The following is a 20,179-nucleotide window of genomic DNA, read 5'->3' as shown; positions in this document are numbered from 1 at the left end:
GGACGCGGCAGACGTGTGAGGCGAGTGAGCACCCGCCCAATCTATCCGCCGCCGCCACCATCCTCCCCCGGCGCCCATCCGGCCCCGCCGGGCGACTCCAGCCCCGGGCCCGTCCAGCCCTCTCGGCGCTCGAGTCGCCCCTCCAGCCCCGCGGGCGTGTAAGGCGCGGGGGTCCGGGGGCGGCGCCCCCGGCGACGGCGCCGCACCCGGCAGAGAACGGGTACCGGGAGGGATCCGCCGAGCCCGCGGCTCAGCGCAACGCGTCCGCGACCTCGCGCGCCGCGTCGACCACCCGCGGCCCGACCCGCTCCGGCACCGCGTCGGCCAGCATGACGACGCCGACGCTGCCCTCCAGCCCGGTGATCCCCACGAGCGGCGCGGCGGCGCCGCTCGCGCCCGCTTCCAGCTCCCCGTGGGTCAGCGTGTACCCCGGCTCGATGAGGGAGCCCTGACGGGCGGCCAGAATGGCCCGCCCGGCGGCCCCGCGGTCCAGCGGGTGGCGGAAGCCGGCCCGGTAGGCCACGTGGTAGTCCGTCCAGGTCGGCTCCACGACGGCGACGGCGAGCGCCTCGGTGCCGTCGACGAGTGTCAGGTGCGCGGTGGCACCTATGTCCTCGGCGAGCGACCGCAGCGCGGGCAGCGCTGCCTCCCGTACGAGCGGGTGCACCTGTCGGCCCAGCCGCAGCACGCCGAGCCCGACGCGGGCCCGGCCGCCGAGGTCGCGGCGGACCAGGGCGTGCTGTTCCAGGGTGGCGAGGAGCCGGTAGACCACGGTGCGGTTCACACCGAGGCGGTTGGAGAGCTCGGTGACGGTCAGACCGTGGTCGGTGTCGGCGAGCAGTTTGAGGACTCTGAGCCCTCTGTCGAGAGTCTGGGAGGTTTCCGCGGTCACGACGCCTCTCCCTCTTTCGGTGAGCGGCGGTGACTCTCGCGGTGGCGCGCCGCCGGTCCCGCGGCGGCGCACGGAGAGGCCGCCGGTAGCGGCCATGGCACCGGCTGCGCTCCCGCGGCGGCGCTGCCACGGTGCGTTCGATGCGGGGACAGTAGCGAGCAGGTCCGCTCAGCGGAAGGGCTCGTCCAGAATCCGGGCGCGTGCTACCTGTTTATGCCGGTTCCTGACCGCTGCTGGTGTCGATTCGTGACCACCATTGCCACAGGACGTCTTTACGGCCCCATGACTCTGAGCATGTTCAAAAGAACGAGGTCTTCGACTTCAGGCTTCGGATGAAGTTCGGCAAGGACACCCCGCCCACCCGCTTCTCCCTCGCGGGCGACCACGGCGGGGACGACATCAGCCCCGACCACGGCCGCAGCCTCCACTCACCGCATGCGGGTGGCCCACTCCTGCACCTTCTTGATCCGCTCGCGCAGCTGCCCCGCGGTCGCCTCCGCGCTCGGCGGCCCGCCGCACACCCGGCGCAGCTCCGTGTGGATCACCCCGTGCGGCTTCCCGCTCTGGTGGACGTACGCGCCCACCATCGTGTTCAGCGACTTCCGCAGCTCCAGCAGTTCCTTGTGCGAGACCACCGGACGCCGGTCGGCCGGCAGCTCCAGCAGGTCCGCCTCCGCGTCGGGCTTGCGCCGGCTGTGCGCGATCTGCCGCGACTGCCGCTTCTGCAGCAGCATCTGCACCTGGTCCGGCTCCAGCAGCCCGGGAATGCCGAGGTAGTCCTGCTCCTCCTCGCTGCCCGGGTGCGCCTGCATGCCGAACTCGGCGCCGTCGTACAGCACCCGGTCGAAGACCGCGTCGGACTCCAGCGCCTCGAAGGACATCTGCTCGTCCTCGCCGGTGTCCTCGTCCTCCTGCTTGTTCGCCTCGTCCATCTCCTTCTCGGACTCGGCGTACGGATCCTCCTCGCCCTGCTTCTTCGGCTTGTCGAGGACGTGGTCACGCTCGACCTCCATCTCGTTGGCGAAGCCGAGGAGGTAGGGAATGGTCGGAAGGAACACGGAGGCCGTCTCGCCGCGCCGGCGCGAGCGCACGAAGCGCCCGACGGCCTGGGCGAAGAACAGCGGGGTGGAAATGGTCGTCGCGTACACGCCCACCGCGAGGCGGGGTACGTCGACGCCCTCGGACACCATCCGGACCGCCACCATCCAGCGGCTGCCGTCCGCGCTGAACTCGTCGATCCGCTTCGAGGCGCCGGTGTCGTCGGAGAGCACCACGGTCGCCTTGCTGCCGGTGATCTCCCGCAGCAGCTTGGCGTAGGCGCGCGCCGAGTCCTGGTCGGAGGCGATGACGAGGCCGCCCGCGTCCGGGATGCCCTTCCTGACCTCCGTCAGGCGCTGGTCGGCGGCGCGCAGGACGTTCGGCATCCAGTCGCCGCGCGGGTCCAGCGCCGTGCGCCAGGCCTGCGAGATGGCGTCCTTGGTCATCGGCTCGCCGAGCCGGGCGGCGATCTCGTCGCCTGCCTTGGTCCGCCAGCGCATGTTGCCGCTGTAGGAGAGGAAGATGACCGGCCGGACGACGCCGTCGCCGAGCGCGTTGCCGTAGCCGTAGGTGTAGTCGGCGGACGACCGCCGGATCCCGTCGTTCCCCTCTTCATAGGTCACGAAGGGGATGGGGTTGGTGTCGGACCGGAAGGGCGTACCGGTCAGGGCCAGGCGCCGGGTCGCCGGGTCGAAGGCCTCCAGGCAGGCCTCGCCCCAGGACTTCGAGTCGCCGGCGTGGTGGATCTCGTCGAGGATCACCAGGGTCTTGCGCTGCTCGCAGCGGTTGCGGTGCAGCATCGGCCGCACGCCGACACCGGCATAGGTGACGGCGACCCCGTGGTAGTCCTTGCTGAGCGGTCCGGCGGAGTACTCGGGGTCGAGACGGATGCCTATCCTCGCCGCCGCCTCCGCCCACTGCTTCTTGAGGTGCTCGGTCGGCGCGACCACGGTCACCTGCTGGACGACGTGGTGGTGCAGCAGCCAGGAGGCGAGGGTCAGCGCGAAGGTGGTCTTGCCTGCGCCGGGCGTCGCGACCGCGAGGAAGTCCCGCGGCTGGGTCTGGATGTAGCGGTCCAGCGCCCCCTGCTGCCAGGCGCGCAGCGCGCTGGCGGTGCCCCAGGGAGCACGGCCGGGGAAGGCGGGTGAGAGGTGGTGGGAGGCGGTAGTAGTCACGGTCTCCGGTTCGTGCTCTCGGTGTATCTGGTACGGGTGGCAGGCAGTCGTACGTAGGACAACCGGGCCACCCTACCGGGACGGGCCCGCCCCTCGCGGAGGGACAGGCCCGTGACCTCGGGCGGTGCGGCGAGCGTCACATCGCCTCGTGCAGCGCCCGCAGCCGGCGCGCGAGCTGCGCCACGTCTTCGAGGCCGCCGGTCGCCACCTCGATCACCAGCTTGTACGACTCGTCCTGATCGACGTCGATCATTTCGGTCCCGTTGAAGTCAAGGAACACGACGGTGCACATCCACGCCATGCGCTTGTTCCCGTCCACCAAGGGGTGGTTGACGGCGAGGGACTGGAGCAGTGCGCCGGCCTTCTCGAACAGGTCCGTGTACGCCTCGACCCCGAACATCTGGGATCGCGGCCGGTGCACGGCGGAGCTGAGCAGGCCCAGGTCGCGGACCGCGACCTGCTGTCCCGCCATCGCGAGCTCAGCCAGGTCCAGGGCTTCCTGGACGGTCAGGTACTTCACTCACTCCCCCAGGCGGCGCAGCAGGTCGGCGTGACCCTTGGCGTACTTCTCGCCCAGTCGGCGGACCGTCTCGCGGTCCGCTTCCTGTTCGAGATAGCGGTCGATCGCCTGGAGCACTACGGCGTGCATGCTGCGGCCCTCTTGCTCAGCACGGATCTTGAGGGCCTCTTGCTGGTCGTCACGGAGACGCAGGTTCATCGCCATACCAAAACGGTACCACCGCAGTGGGGCCACCGTGGTACTACTTTGCGGCAGGCGTGGGGAGGGGCTCGAGCCGGGTCGCGACCCAGGCCCCGACCAGCGCCACGCACGCCATAGGGAGGAACACCACCACGAACGCGCCGGGGTGCGAGACCGTCCCCCCGGCGGTGACGGCATGCGCGGCCCCCACGGCGCCGCCCCCCAGCGCGGCGAAGGCGGCGCCCCCGCCGGCCAGCAGCACCACGTTCGCCAGCGCGTCCGAGATCTGCAGAGAGGCGGAATTCGACCCCGCCTCCTCCGGCGCCGACAGCTTCAGCAACAGCACGCTCGTCGAGCCGATCACCAGCCCCATGCCCAGGCAGCCGACCGCCCAGGCCAGCGCCAGCGTCCACACCGGCACGGACTCGATCAGCACGGCGGGCGCCGCGGCGATGGCCAGCGCCACCAGCACCATCCCGATCACCATGAGCCGTTCCCGGTACGGAGCCGTCCGCCCCTGCGACTGCACCCACGAGCCGCCCGCCCACGTCACCCCGCCCAGCGCGAGGGAGAACCCGGCCATCGTCGGGCTCAGCCCCCGCTGCGTCACCAGCATCAGCGGTACGAAGCTCTCCGCCGCGATGAACGACCCGGCGGCCACCCCGCGCAGCAGCACGACGGACGGCAGTCCGCGCCGCGCCAGGTAGGTACCGCGCGGCAGCAGCCCGAGCACGGCGGGGACCAGCAGGGCCGCGCCGGCGATGCCCGGCCCCAGCGACAGCCACCGCAGGTCCTGGGCGGCGTACTGGAGCAGGCCCGCGCCCAGCGAGATCCCGAGGGCCAGCCGGATCCGCCGCCGGTCGAAGGCCACGGGCGGCGCCTCGGGGTCGACGGGCCCGGACGCGGTCCGCCGTATCGCGGGCAGGGCCACCATCAGCGGTACGACGACGAGGGCCGGTGTCCCGAGGAACACCCACCGCCAGCCGAGGTGCTCGGTGACCGTGCCCGAGGCCAGCGGGCCGACGATCGAGGGGACCACCCAGCACGCGGCGAAGGCCGCCATGATGGCGGGGCGCACGCGCTCCTCGTAGGCCCGGCTGACCACCACGTACAGGGCGACGATGACCAGCCCGCCGCCGAAGCCCTGCACGGCCCGGCCCAGGACGAACAGCCACATGGCCCCGGCGGTCCCGGAGACGACGAGCCCCGCGGCGAACGACGCGATGCCGACGGTCAGCGGCCGCAGCGGCCCCTGCCGGTCGGCCCACTGCCCGGCCAGGACCATGCCGAAGAGGCTGGTCGTGAAGTAGGCGGAGAAGGCGAACGCGTAGAGCCCGATCCCGTCCAGCTCCCGCGCGGCGACGGGCATGGCCGTGCCCACGGCGGTGGCCTCGAAGGCGATCAGGAAGACGACGGAGATGATCCCGATGCTGATCGTCCGGTACGCGGGCCCCAGGATCCCGCCCTGTGGCAGGGGCGGGACCGGCGCGGTTCTCTGGGGCACACGGGGCTCTAGGGCGCTCATCGCCCCAGAGTAAGGTGCGTACCCCTGTCGCGACCCTGTCAATTCGACGGATCCCGGCATGGTCCCGGAGACCTAGTCCTCCGGCCCGTGTGAACGCGGCATGGCAGTCACATTGCGGCGGCCCCGGATCCCTTCCCCGGGCCCGAAGCCCCCCGTACGGTCATGGACATCACCACCTCACAGCCGTGTGCCCGAGTGGTTGAGGGACTCGCCTGCAAAGCGAGTTACGCCGGTTCGATTCCGGTCACGGCTTCGCGGCGAGCCGCCCGGGGGAAGGCGCACCCCTGGGCGGCCTTCGCCTGCACCGGCTCTAGCCGGCGCACCGGTTCTGCTGCTTCGCCGTGGCGCGAGCCGCCGACCATTCCTCGTCGAACGACATCGCGTGAACTCCCCAGTCAGGGCCGGTCGGATCAGGTCAGGTCGTGCACGTTCAGGTTGTGCGGGTTCAGGTGGATCAGCGGTTACGGCGTACGACGACCACGGTCACGGCCCCACCGATCAGCACGCAGGCTCCCAGACCGAGGCCGATCCAGGGAAGCACGCTGCCGCTCGTCTTCTTCTCGGCCTGCGGCGCGGGCTTGGTGGCCGAGGCATCGGGGGCCTTGCCGTCGGGTGAGCTGGAGGGCTTCTTGCTCGCGTCCGCCGCCGCCAGGTCGGGCAGCGGGTAGACATCGGCGGGGCCGGGGTCGCCGGGGGTCTGCAGCGCGACCCGGGGGCGGGCGATGCCGTACCCGATGTAGTCGTTGCGCTGCGAGCCGTCGGTGGGCTTGCCTGCGGTGTTCAGGAGGACGCGCAGCACCTGGTTGTTCGTCCAGTCGGGGTGGGCTGACCAGAGAAGGGCGGCGGAGGCGGAGGCAAGGGCGGTCGCGTCACTGGTGCCGTGGGCCGTGCAGAGACCCGTCTTCCCTTTACAAGCCGTCACGATGTTCATGCCGGGTGCAGCCAGGTCGACTTGAGGGCCATGCTGCGATTCTTTGGTCGGCTCGCCTGTGGAGTCCACTGCTCCGACACCCACCACGCCGGGAGTCCCGGCCGGGTAGAGAAGCCTGTTCGTTGAGTTCCCGTTATTGCCGACGCCGGCAAAAAGCAACTTCCCCTTGGAGAGTGCATACTTCACCGCTTCAGCGCGATCCCGATCATCCTCTGGCTTCCCGCCAGTAGCCAGGGAAATATTGATGACCTTGGCGTCCGAGTCTGCCGCGTATCGAATAGCCGCGACGATCGATGGGGTACTCGCCCCTTCCAGCATGTCGGGCACCCGGATCGGTAGGATCTTGACGCCAGGTGCCAGCCCGAATGCGCCGTCACCACTTGGGTGCTTCCCGCTAGCAGCGATAATCGCGGAAATGCTGGTGCCGTGCCCCTCGTAGTCGTTGTCTTTGTCACCAGGGGCATCACCGACGGGAAAGACCGCACCGGGTACGACCTGCCCCTCGAGTTCGGGGATTCGGTTGACGCCCGTATCGATCACCGCGACGGTGATTCCCTTACCGGTGGTGACCTTCCAAATTTCGTCGGCCTTCATGGCGTCGAGATGCCATTGCTGCGATCGAATGGTCTCCGCATGAGCCGGGGTCGCGGCGACCCCAGCCAGCAGGAGACCCATCAGCGCCGCGGTCGCCTTACGCATGTGCATCCCGTGCGATGTCCGTTCTGCTCAGTCGATCACCGGCGGAACAACACGACGGTTGCCCTGCCAGGTCTCTTCGTCTTCGGCCAGGTAGTCGGGGCGTTCGCCCCGCTGGTCGTCCTGTCGCCTGCCCGGAGTCTGTGCACCTGCTCCCGCCTGCCCCATCGCGCCGACGCCCGTACCACCTGCGCCGTTGCGCACGAGGCCTGAACCGCCCTGGGTGAACGGCTGACCGCCTGCGATCGGGCGGCCGACCACACTAGGCTGACGCCCTCCGACGACGCCGCCCGGCTCCGAGGCCAGTCGACGGCCCGCCGGAAAGCCACCCTGGCCGACGTGTCCACCGCCGACACCAGGACCCATGCCACCGCCCACGCCACGGCCGACTGGAGGGTTTTCGCCGATGACGGTGCCGCGCGGGATGCCGGCACTGGGTCCGGTGGACGTCACGGGTCGGCCGCCCATGATGCCGGAGTCACGCGCTGGCCCGCCCGGGGGCATGCCGCCGAACCGGCCTCCAGGAACGCCGGGACCGCTGGGACCCGGGAACGGGCCGATTCCGCCCGGGCCGGTGACGAGACTGGGCGGCTTCGCACCGCCGACCCCAGGGAAGGTGAGAGGCGGGGGAACGGGACCGGGGTTGGGGCCGCCGGGGCCTGTGGGCAGCGGGCCGCCCGGCGCGGTCGTCACCGGAGGCGCGGTCCGCTCCGGGAGCGTGGCAACCGAGTCGAGATCCACGTCCACGTCGCGGTCCGGGATCGACGGCACGGACACCGACGGGACCATGCTGTCCAGCTGCGGCTGGCGCCCAGGCACCCATCCAGGATCACTCGAAGGCACACTGGTGGACGAGCCCGAAGTGGTGTAGGAGGACCCGGTCGAGCCTGCCCCTCCACTGTCACCCCCGCCAGACCTTGCCACGTCTTGCGAACCGCCCACGTTCGGCGGTACAAGCACATCTGGCGGCGGCGGGAACGTCGGGATCTCCGCCTTGTTCATCTGCAAGGTCGACTGCTCGTACGCCCCGGCCAGCTTGTTCAGCGCGATCACGGCGCGATTGTGGTTGTCGTTCAGCTCATGCCACGCCGTCTGGCCGAGCGCGATCGCATCCGGTTCGTTGCGGTGCTCGCGTGCGATCTCGAGTGCTTGCTTGCGCGCGGCGTCCTCGCCCGCGTTGTAAGGGGGCATGCCCCCCTTGTCGTCCGCGGTGGGCTTGACCTCGCGCATGACCTGGGCCGCGTCGGTCATGTACTTGCCGCCGTCGGCGCTGTACTTGGACAGCACGAGCGTGGCGCTGCCCGCCTGGTTCACCCAGTTCTGGAACGCCGTGGCCGCTTCGCCCTCCCAGCCCTTGACCTTGTGATCCTTGAGCTTGTTCCCGATCGTCTCGATCGCCTTGGCGGCTTCGGTGAGCTGCGTGCCCAACTCTTCGACCTTGCCCGGGTCGAGCGACGCGACCATCGCGTGAAGTTGGGCGTGTGTGTATCCCTCAAAATCCGTCATCAGAAGCCGCCGCCCTTCTTCGTCACGGTCGGCTGCGACCCGTCAGCCGTCTTCTCCGCGTACGGGTCGCGCTTCGGGACGTACTCTTCATGGGCCTGCTTGGAGATGGCGAGCATGCGCCGCTTCGCTTCCTCGTCCACCGCTGTGTACCCACCGTCCGCCGACTGGATGGCGATGCCCAGGCCCTCGATCTGCGCCGCCAGACCCTTCGACAGCTTCTGCAGCTCCGAGTGGACGGTGTTGTACGCCTTGTAGAGGTTGTCGGCCTCGGCGAAGCCCTTGCCCAGTACACCCGTCGGCAGGGTGCCGTCGGCGATCTTCCCGTGATGCGCGGGGGACTCCTGAAGCGTCGTCAGGAGGCCGTCCACCAGGTTCTTGTAGCCCTTCAGATCCTCGTACTGGACCCGCAGCGCCGCGGCCGCCTGCGCGGTCGCCTGCGCTGCGATCGCCGCGCTCGTCGCGCCCATGGCGGTGCCGATTCCGGCCAGACCCGACCCGTTGTCCTCTGCCACGATGGCCTCCCCGACTCCCCGACTCCCCGTGGTCGCAGCGCCAGCGCCGCTCCCCGTCCCCGTTCGCACCCGTGTCCACGCACGCGTGCACACTCGTACGGATCACTCTAGCGACCGGCACCGACAGCCCCAAGTCCGGGGTTGCACGTGCAATGCGGGTCACACGGTCATGAGTTGGGCGCCGCCACCGCCGCCGAAGGCCTGATCGGGAGCCTGTTGACCGGGCGGCCCGTCGCCGCGCGGACCGCCGAGGCCACCGCCGCCGGGGTCGTCACCACGGGGATCGCGCTCGCCGCCTTCGCGCCGAACGGGGCCACCACGTCGCGTTCCTCCACCAGTTTGACGATGCGGACGACCGGGGCGTCCAGCGAGGTCGGCAGGGCGTAGCCGGTCAGGTCCGGGTGGCGGACCAGGCCGGAGACCGTGCGGAGGTTCTCCGTCAGGGCCGCGCCCACGCCCTGGGTGACGCCCGCTTCGATACGGGCCTCCAGCTGGCGTGGGTTGAGGATGCGGCCCACGTCCTGGGCCACCGCCAGCTCCACCACCCGCACCGAGCCCAGCTCGATGTCCACGTCCACCACCGCGCGGATCGCGCAGAAGGCGAGGCCCACGAAGGCGTCACCCTGGCCGTCCGCGTCCAGGGGTTCCGTCGGGTGGGGGCGGCACTGGGCGGTCGCCCAGAGCTCCTTGCCCTCCATGGCCTCCATGACCGTCATCGAGAACGCACCGTCGTACGACGTGATCCGGCCGTCCGCGATCTGGAGGAGCTCCGTGGACATGCCCAGCTTGTGGGCCATCGGCTGCAGCAGCTGGGTGCGGACCATCTTCGCCGCGCGCTCCACCGCGCCGCCCGACACCCACGTGTGGCGGCCGTGCGCCGCCGGCCCGGCCGGCGGCTGGTCGGTGTCCACCGGGGCCACCGAGACCACGTCGACGCCCAGGACCTCCTGGACGATCTGGCGGGCCAGCGTGGCGAAGCCCTGGCCGGTGTCGACGGCCGCGCAGATGACCGTGGCCGCGCCGTTGACCACCTTCACCGTGGCGGTGGAGACCTCGTCGGTCCCCTCGGCGCCGAGCATGTGCACCATGCCGACGCCATAGCCGACGCCGCGCCGCACGGCGCCCGGTTCACCCGCGCCCTCCGGGCCGCCCGGCAGCAGCCATTCGTCCTCGGAGGTGTCCTTCGGAAGGGCGGGCAGCTCGAAGTCGCGGACCGCGCGCAGGAGTTCCGCCACCGGAGCCGGGCAGGTCACCGTCTGGCCCGTGGGGAGCAGGTCCCCCGTCGCCAGGACGTTGCGCATGCGCAGTTCCGCGCCGTCGATGCCGATGGCGGCCGCGAGCTTGTCCATCTGGCCCTCGTACGCGGCGCACACCTGCATCGCGCCCTCGCCGCGGACGTGGCCCGACGGCGGGTTGTTGGTGCGTACCGCCCAGCCCTCGACGAAGGCGTGCGGGACGACGTACGGGCCGCAGGCGAAGGCCACCGCCGCCGCCAGGGACTCCGCGGAGGCGTCGGCGTACGCACCCGCGTCCATCAGGATCTGCGCCTCGACCTTGACCAGCCGGCCCTCCGCGTCCGCATGGTGGCGGTAGCGCAGCAGGGTCGGGTGGCGGTGGGTGTGGCCGAGGAAGGACTCCTCGCGGGTGGCGGCCAGCTTGACCGGGCAGCCCGTGCGCAGGGCGAGGAGGCCGAGGGGCAGCTGGAAGGCGGCGTCCTCGCGGTCGGCCGTGGCGCCCGGCACGCCGGTGACGACCACGCGCACGCGGTCCGGTTCCAGGCCGAAGGAGGCGGCGGCCAGGTCGCGGTCGGTGTGCGGGTCGGTGGAAGCGGTGTAGAGCTCCACGCCGCCGTCGGGGCGCGGCACGGCCAGCCCGGCCTCGGCGCCGATGGGGGCCGGGTCCTGGCGGCCGATCCGGTACAGGCCCTCGACGACCACGTCGCCGGTCGCCTCCGGGTCGCCGTAGCGGAGCGGGATGTGCCGGATCAGGTTGCCGTCGGGGTGCAGGGCGGGTGCGCCGAAGGACTGCTCGGGGTCCGTCACCGGGTCGAGGAGTTCGTATTCGACGGCGATCGCGGCCGCGGCGAGCCGCGCCGTGTCCGGGTGGTCGGCGGCGACGGCGGCGATGGGCTCGCCGTGGTGGCGTACGACGTCGTGCGCGAACACCGGCCGGTCGGCGATCCGGCGGCCGTGCGTGGTGGCGCCGGGGACGTCGGCGTGGGTGACGACGGCGCGCACGCCGGGCATCTCGGCGGCGGCCGCGGTGTCGATGGAGAGGATTCGGGCGTGGGCGTGCGGGGAGCGCAGCACGGCGGCCCAGAGGAGGCCTTCGGCCCACAGGTCGGCGGCGTAGGGGAAGGTGCCCTCGGTCTTGGCACGGGTGTCGTCGGAGGGGACGGACGCGCCGATTCCGCGGGGCACCTGCGGCTCCGCGCTCTCGTCCTCCGTCGCGGCCAGTGCCGTCACCGTCGTGTTCAGCGCCGTCGTCGCGGTCGCCGCGTCCTGCCCGCTCACGCCGTGCCTCCGTGGTGGATGCCGCCCTCGCCGGGCGCTGCCTGATGCGGAATGCGCGGCTCCGTCATGGCCGGGGCCTGAGCCGTGGGCTCCGCGGAAGCCGCCTCGCGCCCGGACACGACCTCGCGCACGGCGTCGATGACCCCCGCGTACCCGGAGCAGCGGCACAGATTGCCGCACAGCGCCTGACGGGTCTCCAGCTCGCTCGGGGCGTGGTTGCCCTCCAGCAGGTCATGGATGGTCATCGCCATGCCGGGCACGCAGAACCCGCACTGCACCGCTCCCGACCTGCACAACGCCTGCTGTACGTCCGAGAGTTCCCCGTTCGTCGCGAGACCCTCGACCGTGCGGACCTCGCTGCCGGCGGCCGTCGCGGCCGGGACCAGGCAGGAGGCCACGAGCCGGCCGTCGACCTGCACGGCGCAGGCGCCGCATTCACCCTGCGAGCAGCCGTCCTTGGCGCCGGCCAGGCCGAGGCGCTCGCGCAGCACGTACAGGAGGGACTCGCCGATCCAGGCCCCGGTGACCGGACGGTCGGCGCCGTTGACGCGCAGGACGTAGGACGCCTGCGGGTGCTCGTGATGGGCGACGGCCCCGGTGTCCGTTTCGTCTTCGTACGTCGGCACCGCGGCCGGGAGCCCTTCGCCGGTTCCCTCGTCCGGGAGCTCCGAAGCGCTGTCGGCGGTGTCCGCACCCGGCGTGTGGTCGGTCGGCGTCTGCGCCGCGGCCGGCCCGGCCTCGGCGGGTCCGTGCCCGTCCGCGTCGGCGGGCTCCGGCGCGGCCGGCTCCGCCTCGGGCGCGGCGTCGTGCGCCTCGACGGAGACGGGGACCGCAGGGGGAACGGGCGCGGGCTGCGACGTGTGGCCGAAGGCCGAGAAGCCGTGGCCGTCGGTGCCCCCGGGCTGCGCGGGCTCGGCGGTCGCCGCCCCGGCCCGCACGGAGCCGAAGAGATCCAGGCCGCCGGGAGCCGCCGGCTGCCCGGTGGCGGCGGGCTCGGCAGCCCCGCCCGGTTCCCCCGCCGCGGGGAAGACCGTGAAACCGTGTCCGTCGGTCCCCCCGTGCTGGGCGTGCTGCGCGTGCGCGGCGTGCTCACCGTGCCCCGGGTGCCCGGCCGACTCCGCGTAGCCCGCACGGCCGTCCGGCTGCAAGCGCTCGGCGTGCCCCACGTGCCCGGCGAACTCCGCCTGGTCGCCGCCCCGGGCGCCGTCGGCCTGTTCCGCCGCCGGACCGTGCGCGGCCTCGATGTCGTGCGGGGCCGCATGCACCGGCTCGCCCTCGACGCCCTCGGCGCCGTCGGGGAGCGGGGTGCCCACACCGGGGCCGCCCAGCACCCGCGGCCCCCGCCCGGCTGCGCCCACTCCGGGCCCGCCGACCAGCCGGCCGGCGCTGTGGGCCGTGGCGGCGGCAGCGGCGGCCGAAGCCGCCGCGGCCTCGTCCGTGCCCGGCAGCACACCCGCGTCCGCGTGCAGGTTCTGGTTGCGGTTCTGCGTGTGGTCCGGGTTCTGCGTGTGGTCCGGATGGTGGCTGTGGTCCGGGTTCTGGCTGTGGTCCGGGGTCTGGTTCTGGTCCCCGGCAGGCTGCTGCGTCAGGTAGGCCCACGGGGCCGGGGCGCCGCCCGGCAGCGTCGCCGGGGCCTGGCTCCAGTCGGCGTCCAGCGTGCCCGTCCGGTAGTCACCCTGCTGTTCGGGGTACTCGGCGAAGCCCGGGACGGTCCACTGGCCGGTCGTCGAAGCCGCGGCGTCGGCCTCGTGCCCCGCCTCGGGGAAGCGCCACTCCGCCGTCGCGCCCGGATCGGCCGCCGGCTCCGGATCCGCCTGGGCGAACGCCGCCGCGACCGACGCCGGGATCGGGATCGACGCCGGAATCGGCCCGCCCACCGACCCGGCTCCGGAGACGGACCCGGCACCGGCCCCGGACGCCGGTTCGGCCGGAACCGAACCCGCCGCCTCCGGCCACTGCACCGGCATCGTCCAGGTGCCCGTGGCCGCCGGATCCGCACTGGCCGAGCCGAGCGGCACGATCATCGGCGGCGGCACGTAGCCGTGCCCGGGCGCCGCGAGCGGCTCCCCGGTGCCGAGCGCGTCCAGCATGTCCTGCGGCAGTTTCACGAAGGCCGTGGCGTCCGAGTCGTACTCGCCGCCCTGCGGGACCGGTTCCCAGCCCCAGCCCGCCGTGCCGTTCCCCTGGGTCACGTTCTCGTTCTCGTTCTCGCTCATGAGGTCAGCGCCCTTCCGAGGGCCCTGCGCGCCAGCACGGCCACCGTCCGCCGCAGATGCAGTACACCGGGAGCCACCGGTTCCCCCTGGTCGGGCACACAGGCGGCCGCGACGTACTCGCCGAAGGCCTCCAGCGCCTCGGGGGCCAGGCTCCGCCCGCCGTCCCAGTCGATCAGCGAGGCCACCCACTGCTCGGCCTCCAGCGGCCGCAGCGGCATCGGGGCCACCGCACCGATCGCACAGCGCACACCCCGGCGCGCGGGATCCAGTACGAGCCCCACGGACGCCACCGCGCGCCCCGGCCCCGTACGTCCCGTGGCCTTCAGGAACACCTGCGGCGCGTGCAGCAGCGGCACCCGCACGAAGCCGATCAGCTCACCGGGTCGCAGCATCTCCCGGCCGGCCAGCAGGTGCGACACCGGGATCTCCCGCTGCCCGCCCGGGCCGACGATGACGAGTACGGCCTCCAGCGCGGCCAGCACGGGCAGCGCGTCGCCCGTGGGGGCGGCGGTGGCGATGTTCCCGCCGAGGGTGCCGGCGTTGCGGATCTGCGGGGGCCCGGCGGCGCGCGCGGCGGCCGCCAGCGCGGGGATCAGGGCGGCGAAATCCGGCCGTCCCATCCGCGCATGGGTGAGGCCGGCACCGAGCAGCGCGTGGCCGTCCTGGTACTGCCAGCCGCGGATCTCGTTGATCCGGCCCAGGCCCACCAGCGCGGCGGGCCGCAGCAGCCCGGCGTTGACGGCGGCCATGAGGTCGGTGCCGCCCGCGACGGGCACGGCGGCGGGCATGGCGGTGAGCGCCGCCACGGCCTCGTCGAGCGAGGCCGGCAGCGTCACGGACTGCGCCGCCTGCGGGCCCGGAGGCCCCTGAGGCGAGTCCAGTGCGTGCGGTGCGTGCGTGGTCAACCCAGCTGCCCCTTCCCGATGTCCCGGTCCCGGCGCTCACGCCTGTCCGCCGTACGGTACGTGCTCACCGCCGGGACGTGGCAACTCTGGCACATCTTCCGGGCCGCCCGGCGCGAGGGTCCGCCCGGCGCCCCCGTCCTCCAGCGGGCGCCCCGTAAGGCCCGTACGGCCCGCGGTGCGGCCTTCGCCGCAGCTCCTCCCTGATCGTCCGTTTTTCCCTGTATAAGAGGAAATCGAGACAGAGTTCCGCCGCCGTCGCCTTTCGCCTCCGGTCCACGCACCCGCATCCACCCCCGCCCCCACCCACGCGTCACATGATCGGGGGCGTGCCCTCGATCGGGCGGCCGAGCACCCCGGGGCGCCGCTGCCACGGCAACGGCCCGCCCGGTGGCCGGTAGCCCACCCCGAGCGCGTCCAGCCGCGCATAGTGCGCCGCGGCCATCCGCCCCTCGAACCAGGCGAAGTCGCGCTCCTCCGGGGCGGGCTGCCACGACCAGACCACCTCCGCGAAGGCCGCCAGCCGCGGGAACACCTGGTAGTCGACCCTGTCCTGGCTCTCCATCACCTCGGTCCACACGTTGGCCTGCGCGCCCAGCACGTGGGCGGCCGCCTCCGGCGACAGCTTCGGCGGCACCGGCTCGAACCGGTAGACGTCCTCCAGGGAGCGCACGTACCCGATGGGCATCGGCTCGTCCCCGCCGCCCGCCTGACGGTGGTCCAGGTACACCTGCTGCTCGGGGCACATGACCACGTCGTGACCGGCCTCGGCGGCCGCGATCCCGCCCGCGTAGCCACGCCACGAGGACACGGCCGCACCCGGCGCGAGCCCGCCCTCCAGGATCTCGTCCCACCCGATCAGGCGTCGCCCGCGCTCGGCGAGCCAGCCGTCGAAGTGGCGGATGAACCAGGACTGGAGCCCGTCCTCCCCGTCCACCCCCAGCGCGTGGATCCGCTCCTGCGCGGCGGCCGAGGCCCGCCACTGCGTCTTGGGGCATTCGTCCCCGCCCACGTGCACGAAGGGTGAGACCTCCACCGGGAACAGTTCCAGCAGCTCCTCGAAGACCCCCTCGAAGAACCGCAGCACGGCCTCGGTCGGCGCGAGCACGTTCTCACTGATCCCCCAGTCGTCCCACACCTTCAGCGCCGCGGTGTCGACCACGTCCGTGTTGCCCAGTTCCGGGTACGCGGCGATCGCGGCCTGCGAATGCCCCGGTATGTCGATCTCCGGGACCACCCGGACGTGCCGCTCGGCGGCGTACGCGACGATCTCGCGGAGGTCGTCCTGCGTGTAGTAGCCGCCGTGGGGGGTCTCGTTCCACAGCGGCGAGGCCCGGTGCCCCCGTCGGCTGCGCGCCCGCCACGCGCCGACCTCGGTGAGGCGCGGGTAGCGTGTGATCTCGACCCGCCAGCCCTGGTCGTCCGTCAGGTGCAGGTGCAGGACGTTGAGCTTGTGCGCGGCGAGCAGGTCGATGTACCGCAGCACCCCGTCCTTGGGCATGAAGTGCCGGGCGACGTCGAGCATCATGCCGCGCCAGCCGAAGCGCGGGCCGTCCACGATCGTGCCGTGCGGCAGGCTCCACGCTCCGAGACGCTGCAGTCGGCCCGGCGCCGGCGCCTTGCGGTGGGCGTCGGGCCCGAGCAGCTGACGCAGTGTCTGGGCGCCCCAGAACAGCCCGGCCTCGCTCGCCCCCGTCAGCTCGACGCCGTCCGGGCCGATGTCGATGCGGTACGACTCCGGCCCCTGGTCCCAGCCACGGTCGGGGTCGACGCACAGCCGCAGATCGGCGGCCCGGCCGTCCTCGGCGGCGGGCAGGTCCCAGCCGGTGGCCGCCCCCAGCTCCCGGCGCAGCCAGCGCGCCACCGCCCCGGTTCCCGGTCCGGCGACGAGGCGGGGCCGGGGCCCGAACGCGTAGCGGCGTCCGTCCTGGTCGAGGGCGGCGACCCGGGGTGCGGGGATCAGGTCCATGCGTCAGCCCTTCGCGACAGCGCGTTGCGCTCTGCGCAACGGCCGCTGCGCAGAGTGCTCGTCGCCGCCGACCCTAACGCGCCCTCCGGGCACGGCAAAGGCCCCTGGGGACGGCAATGCCCCCGGCACGGCGACGACCCCCGGGCACGGCAAAGGCCTCCGAGCACGGCGACGCCCCCGGGCACGGCAAAGGCCCCCGGACGCGCCGGAGCGCTCCGGGGGCCTCGGTCCCGCGAAGGGGAAGACCCAGGGGCGGACTACTTGTCCTTGCCGCCCTTGTCCTTGTCCCCGCCGGGGCCCATGGACTCGTAGATCTCCTTGCACATGGGGCAGACCGGGTACTTCTTCGGGTCCCTGCCCGGTACCCAGACCTTGCCGCAGAGCGCGACGACGGGGGTCCCGTCGAGCGCGCTCGCCATGATCTTGTCCTTCTGGACGTAGTGGGCGAAGCGCTCGTGGTCGCCGTCACCGTGCGACACCTGCGGCGTCGGCTCTACGAGGGTCCCCGTGCCAGTCCCGCGCTCGGGCTCAAGAGTGCTCATGGCACCAGGGTACTTAACCCCGCGCCCGTCAGTTGAGCGACGGGTCGTCCGGATAGGTGGCGACCATCGCGAGTTCGCTGCGCTGGCGGCGCAGGACCGCCCGCCACAGCCGTTCCGGGTCCGGGAAGGACACGTCTCCGGGCTCCGACTCCACGACGTACCAGGCCCCCTCACCCAGCTCCGCCTCCAGCTGCCCCGGGCCCCAGCCCGAGTAGCCGGCGAAGATGCGCAGGCCCCCCAGGGCCGCGGCCAGCAGCTCCGGCGGCGCCTCCAGGTCGACCAGACCGATCGCCCCGTGGACCCGCCGCCAGCCGAGCGGACCCTCCTCGCCCGGGATGACGGCCAGCCCCAGCGCCGAGTCCAGGGCCACGGGCCCGCCCTGGAAGACCACGCCCGGCGCACCGGCCAGGGGCGCCCAGGGCAGCAGGACGTCACCGACGCCCACGGGGGTCGGCCTGTTGAGGACCACGCCGAGGGAGCCCTGCTCGTCGTGGTCGAGCAGCAGCACCACGGCGCGGTCGAAGTTCGGGTCCGCGAGGGCGGGGGTGGCCACGAGCAGCCGCCCTGTGAGGGAGGACACCTCGGTCATGCCGCCATGATCCCCCACATTCGCCTTTTGCGGGGAGCGGGCGGAGAGATCGGATCGCCCGCAGCTCAGGGCGCACGGAGGCGGCGAGGAGCGCGCACGGACGGCCTAGCCGGAACGCAACGCTCCGCCATGTGGTGGGTACGGAGGGTGTTGTGCCGAATTCATGACAGTCCTACGGCCACGTCGGCCTTACGAACAAGGGGGTGGTGGCCCTTACCCTTTTCCCTGGCCCCCTGCCCACCCCTCTCCGGAACGCGAGATTCATGACCGGCACAGACGATGTCCTGCTTGTCCACGGCGGTACCCCGCTTGAGGGCGAGATCCGTGTCCGCGGTGCGAAGAACCTCGTGCCCAAGGCCATGGTCGCCGCTCTGCTCGGCAGCGAACCCAGCCGGCTGCGCAACGTTCCCGACATCCGTGACGTGCGTGTCGTGCGCGGGCTGCTCCAGCTCCACGGGGTGACGGTCCGTCCCGGCGAGGAGCCGGGCGAGCTCGTGCTCGACCCCACCCACGTCGAGAGCGCGAACGTCGCCGACATCGACGCCCACGCGGGCTCGTCGCGCATCCCGATCCTGTTCTGCGGCCCCCTGCTGCACCGCCTCGGCCACGCCTTCATCCCCGGCCTCGGCGGCTGCGACATCGGCGGCCGGCCGATCGACTTCCACTTCGACGTGCTCCGCCAGTTCGGCGCGACCATCGAGAAGCGCGAAGGCGGCCAGTACCTCGAGGCCCCCCAGCGCCTGCGCGGCTGCAAGATCCGCCTGCCCTACCCGTCGGTCGGCTCGACCGAGCAGGTGCTGCTGACGGCCGTCCTGGCCGAGGGCGTCACCGAGCTCAGCAACGCAGCGGTGGAGCCGGAGATCGAGGACCTCATCTGCGTCCTGCAGAAGATGGGCGCGATCATCTCCGTCGACACCGACCGGACCATCCGGATCACGGGTGTCGACCGCCTCGGCGGCTACAACCACAAGGCCCTTCCGGACCGCTTGGAGGCCGCCTCCTGGGCTTCCGCGGCGCTGGCCACCGGCGGCAACGTCTACGTGCGCGGCGCCCAGCAGCGCTCGATGATGACCTTCCTGAACACCTTCCGCCGGGTCGGCGGGGCGTTCGAGATCGACGACGACGGCATCCGCTTCTGGCACCCGGGCGGCCCGCTCAACGCCATCGCGCTGGAGACCGACGTCCACCCCGGTTTCCAGACCGACTGGCAGCAGCCGCTCGTCGTGGCCCTGACGCAGGCCTCCGGCCTCTCGATCGTCCACGAGACGGTCTACGAGTCCCGGCTCGGCTTCACCTCGGCGCTCAACCAGATGGGTGCTCACATCCAGCTGTACCGCGAGTGCCTGGGCGGTTCGGCCTGCCGCTTCGGCCAGCGCAACTTCCTGCACTCGGCGGTCGTCTCCGGCCCCACCAAGCTGCAGGGCGCCGACCTGGTCATCCCCGACCTGCGCGGCGGGTTCTCGTACCTGATCGCGGCGCTGGCCGCCGAGGGCACCTCGCGCGTCCACGGCATCGACCTGATCAACCGCGGCTACGAGAACTTCATGGAGAAGCTCGTCGAGCTCGGCGCGAAGGTCGAGCTCCCGGGCGGCGACCTCGTCTGAGTCCGTACGCACGGACGAAAACAGCCCCCCGGGCCCCGCAAGGGGCCCGGGGGGCTTTCTCGTGGCCCGGCGGCGGGCGGGGGCTTGCGCGGGGTCGGCGCGCCCTGACGGGGCCTCACGGCGCCTTGCAGGGCGCACGGGTCACGCCCGGTCACCCCGGTCGTGCGGGCCCGGACAGGCCGAAGGGCGGCCGCCCCGCCCGGGGTGGCCGCCCTTCGCCGTTCTACGTATCACTGCTGCACTTCTGCCGTACTCGCCGTTCCAAAGGCCTCTGCGGCCTTCGGCTCCGGGGGCAGGACTACTTGCCCTTGGCGGCTTCCTTGAGCTTGGAGCCCGCGGAGACCTTCACGCTGTAGCCGGCCGGGATCTGGATGGGGTCGCCGGTCTGCGGGTTGCGCGCGGTGCGAGCGGCACGGTGGGTGCGCTCGAAGGTCAGGAAGCCGGGGATGGTGACCTTCTCGTCGCCCTTGGCGACAATCTCGCCGACGGTCTCGGCGAGCGCGGCCAGAACGGCGTCGGCGTCCTTGCGGGTCACCTCGGCGCGCTCGGACAGAGCGGCCACCAGCTCACTGCGGTTCATGTTGTACTCCCGTGTTCAACTTGCCTTAGAGGCGTGAGATCGAAGCCGATGCTGCCAGGGCCCTAGGACAGTCCCCGGACCCGGGTCTGAACGTCAGACCCTCTCGCCCGGTTACGCATCCTGCCCCCACCAGCGGCGGGAAAGCCAATCCGGCACCCGCCGGGGTCACACGAAAAGCGCCACAGTCACGCCGCGGTGACACTCCGTCCGCACCATCGCTCGCACGCCGATGCGGACCGCGGACCACGCGGGCATCCCCGCAACCCTAGAGGCGCCCCGCCGGGGCCGC

Annotated in this window: 16 protein-coding genes and 1 tRNA gene; 2 read left to right on the top strand and 15 right to left on the bottom strand. The window is 72.4% G+C overall.

Going from position 1 to position 20,179, the window contains the following annotated elements:
- Positions 1-250 precede the first annotated feature (250 nt).
- From ACWGIF_RS07105 to ACWGIF_RS07085, 5 genes are all read right to left on the bottom strand, one after another.
- Complete coding sequence (locus ACWGIF_RS07105; RefSeq protein ID WP_007264382.1) at positions 251-892, bottom strand: IclR family transcriptional regulator; 642 nt, start codon at positions 890-892, stop codon at positions 251-253.
- A 428-nt stretch (positions 893-1,320) separates the two neighbouring features.
- Positions 1,321-3,105 (bottom strand): DEAD/DEAH box helicase, encoded by a 1,785-nt coding sequence (locus ACWGIF_RS07100; protein WP_453492251.1) that lies wholly within the window; start codon positions 3,103-3,105, stop codon positions 1,321-1,323.
- 136 nt (positions 3,106-3,241) lie between these two features.
- Positions 3,242-3,625 carry a type II toxin-antitoxin system death-on-curing family toxin gene (locus ACWGIF_RS07095; protein WP_453492248.1) on the bottom strand — a complete coding sequence of 128 codons (384 nt, stop codon included), beginning with the start codon at positions 3,623-3,625 and terminating at the stop codon, positions 3,242-3,244.
- Positions 3,626-3,823: an Arc family DNA-binding protein gene (locus ACWGIF_RS07090; RefSeq protein WP_453492465.1), complete on the bottom strand. Its 198-nt coding sequence runs from the start codon at positions 3,821-3,823 to the stop codon at positions 3,626-3,628.
- A gap of 43 nt (positions 3,824-3,866) precedes the next feature.
- Positions 3,867-5,330, bottom strand: a complete 1,464-nt coding sequence (locus tag ACWGIF_RS07085) for an MFS transporter (protein WP_453492245.1) — start codon at positions 5,328-5,330, stop codon at positions 3,867-3,869.
- Positions 5,331-5,511: 181 nt separating this feature from the next.
- On the opposite strand from ACWGIF_RS07085, the gene ACWGIF_RS07080 reads away from it, so the two are divergent.
- Positions 5,512-5,583, top strand: a tRNA-Cys gene (locus ACWGIF_RS07080).
- A gap of 201 nt (positions 5,584-5,784) precedes the next feature.
- Here the strand turns inward: ACWGIF_RS07080 and mycP are convergent.
- The 9 genes from mycP to ACWGIF_RS07035 form a co-directional block, all read right to left on the bottom strand.
- Entirely contained in the window at positions 5,785-6,966 is a 1,182-nt protein-coding gene (mycP, locus tag ACWGIF_RS07075) for a type VII secretion-associated serine protease mycosin (protein ID WP_453492242.1), read from the bottom strand.
- Between the two features lie 21 nt (positions 6,967-6,987).
- A complete protein-coding gene (locus ACWGIF_RS07070) occupies positions 6,988-8,421 on the bottom strand; it encodes a WXG100 family type VII secretion target (protein ID WP_453492239.1) in 1,434 nt (477 codons plus the stop codon).
- Between the two features lie 41 nt (positions 8,422-8,462).
- Positions 8,463-8,975, bottom strand: coding sequence for a hypothetical protein (locus ACWGIF_RS07065; RefSeq protein WP_453492236.1), 513 nt, complete (start codon positions 8,973-8,975; stop codon positions 8,463-8,465).
- A gap of 167 nt (positions 8,976-9,142) precedes the next feature.
- Positions 9,143-11,440: a xanthine dehydrogenase family protein molybdopterin-binding subunit gene (locus tag ACWGIF_RS07060; RefSeq protein WP_453492462.1), complete on the bottom strand. Its 2,298-nt coding sequence runs from the start codon at positions 11,438-11,440 to the stop codon at positions 9,143-9,145.
- A 44-nt stretch (positions 11,441-11,484) separates the two neighbouring features.
- Positions 11,485-13,704, bottom strand: coding sequence for a 2Fe-2S iron-sulfur cluster-binding protein (locus ACWGIF_RS07055; RefSeq protein ID WP_453492233.1), 2,220 nt, complete (start codon positions 13,702-13,704; stop codon positions 11,485-11,487).
- Positions 13,701-14,609: an FAD binding domain-containing protein gene (locus ACWGIF_RS07050; protein WP_453492231.1), complete on the bottom strand. Its 909-nt coding sequence runs from the start codon at positions 14,607-14,609 to the stop codon at positions 13,701-13,703. Before ACWGIF_RS07050 ends, ACWGIF_RS07055 begins: the two co-directional genes overlap by 4 nt.
- 310 nt (positions 14,610-14,919) lie before the next feature.
- Complete coding sequence (locus ACWGIF_RS07045) at positions 14,920-16,575, bottom strand: beta-N-acetylhexosaminidase (protein WP_453492228.1); 1,656 nt, start codon at positions 16,573-16,575, stop codon at positions 14,920-14,922.
- A gap of 257 nt (positions 16,576-16,832) precedes the next feature.
- A complete protein-coding gene (locus ACWGIF_RS07040) occupies positions 16,833-17,117 on the bottom strand; it encodes a DUF3039 domain-containing protein (RefSeq protein WP_030010729.1) in 285 nt (94 codons plus the stop codon).
- 28 nt (positions 17,118-17,145) lie between these two features.
- Positions 17,146-17,706: a YqgE/AlgH family protein gene (locus tag ACWGIF_RS07035; RefSeq protein ID WP_453492225.1), complete on the bottom strand. Its 561-nt coding sequence runs from the start codon at positions 17,704-17,706 to the stop codon at positions 17,146-17,148.
- Between the two features lie 263 nt (positions 17,707-17,969).
- Here ACWGIF_RS07035 and murA point away from each other — a divergent pair, with 263 nt between their 5' ends.
- On the top strand, positions 17,970-19,310 hold the full coding sequence (gene murA, locus ACWGIF_RS07030; protein WP_453492222.1) for a UDP-N-acetylglucosamine 1-carboxyvinyltransferase: 1,341 nt from the start codon (positions 17,970-17,972) through the stop codon (positions 19,308-19,310).
- Positions 19,311-19,608: 298 nt separating this feature from the next.
- Here murA and ACWGIF_RS07025 read toward each other — a convergent pair whose 3' ends face one another.
- Positions 19,609-19,890, bottom strand: a complete 282-nt coding sequence (locus tag ACWGIF_RS07025; RefSeq protein ID WP_007264399.1) for an HU family DNA-binding protein — start codon at positions 19,888-19,890, stop codon at positions 19,609-19,611.
- Positions 19,891-20,179: the final 289 nt, after the last annotated feature.

The organism is Streptomyces sp. NPDC054849 (assembly GCF_053610945.1).
Note: the sequence above shows the minus strand (reverse complement) of the source record. Positions and strands in the feature narration are given on the sequence as shown.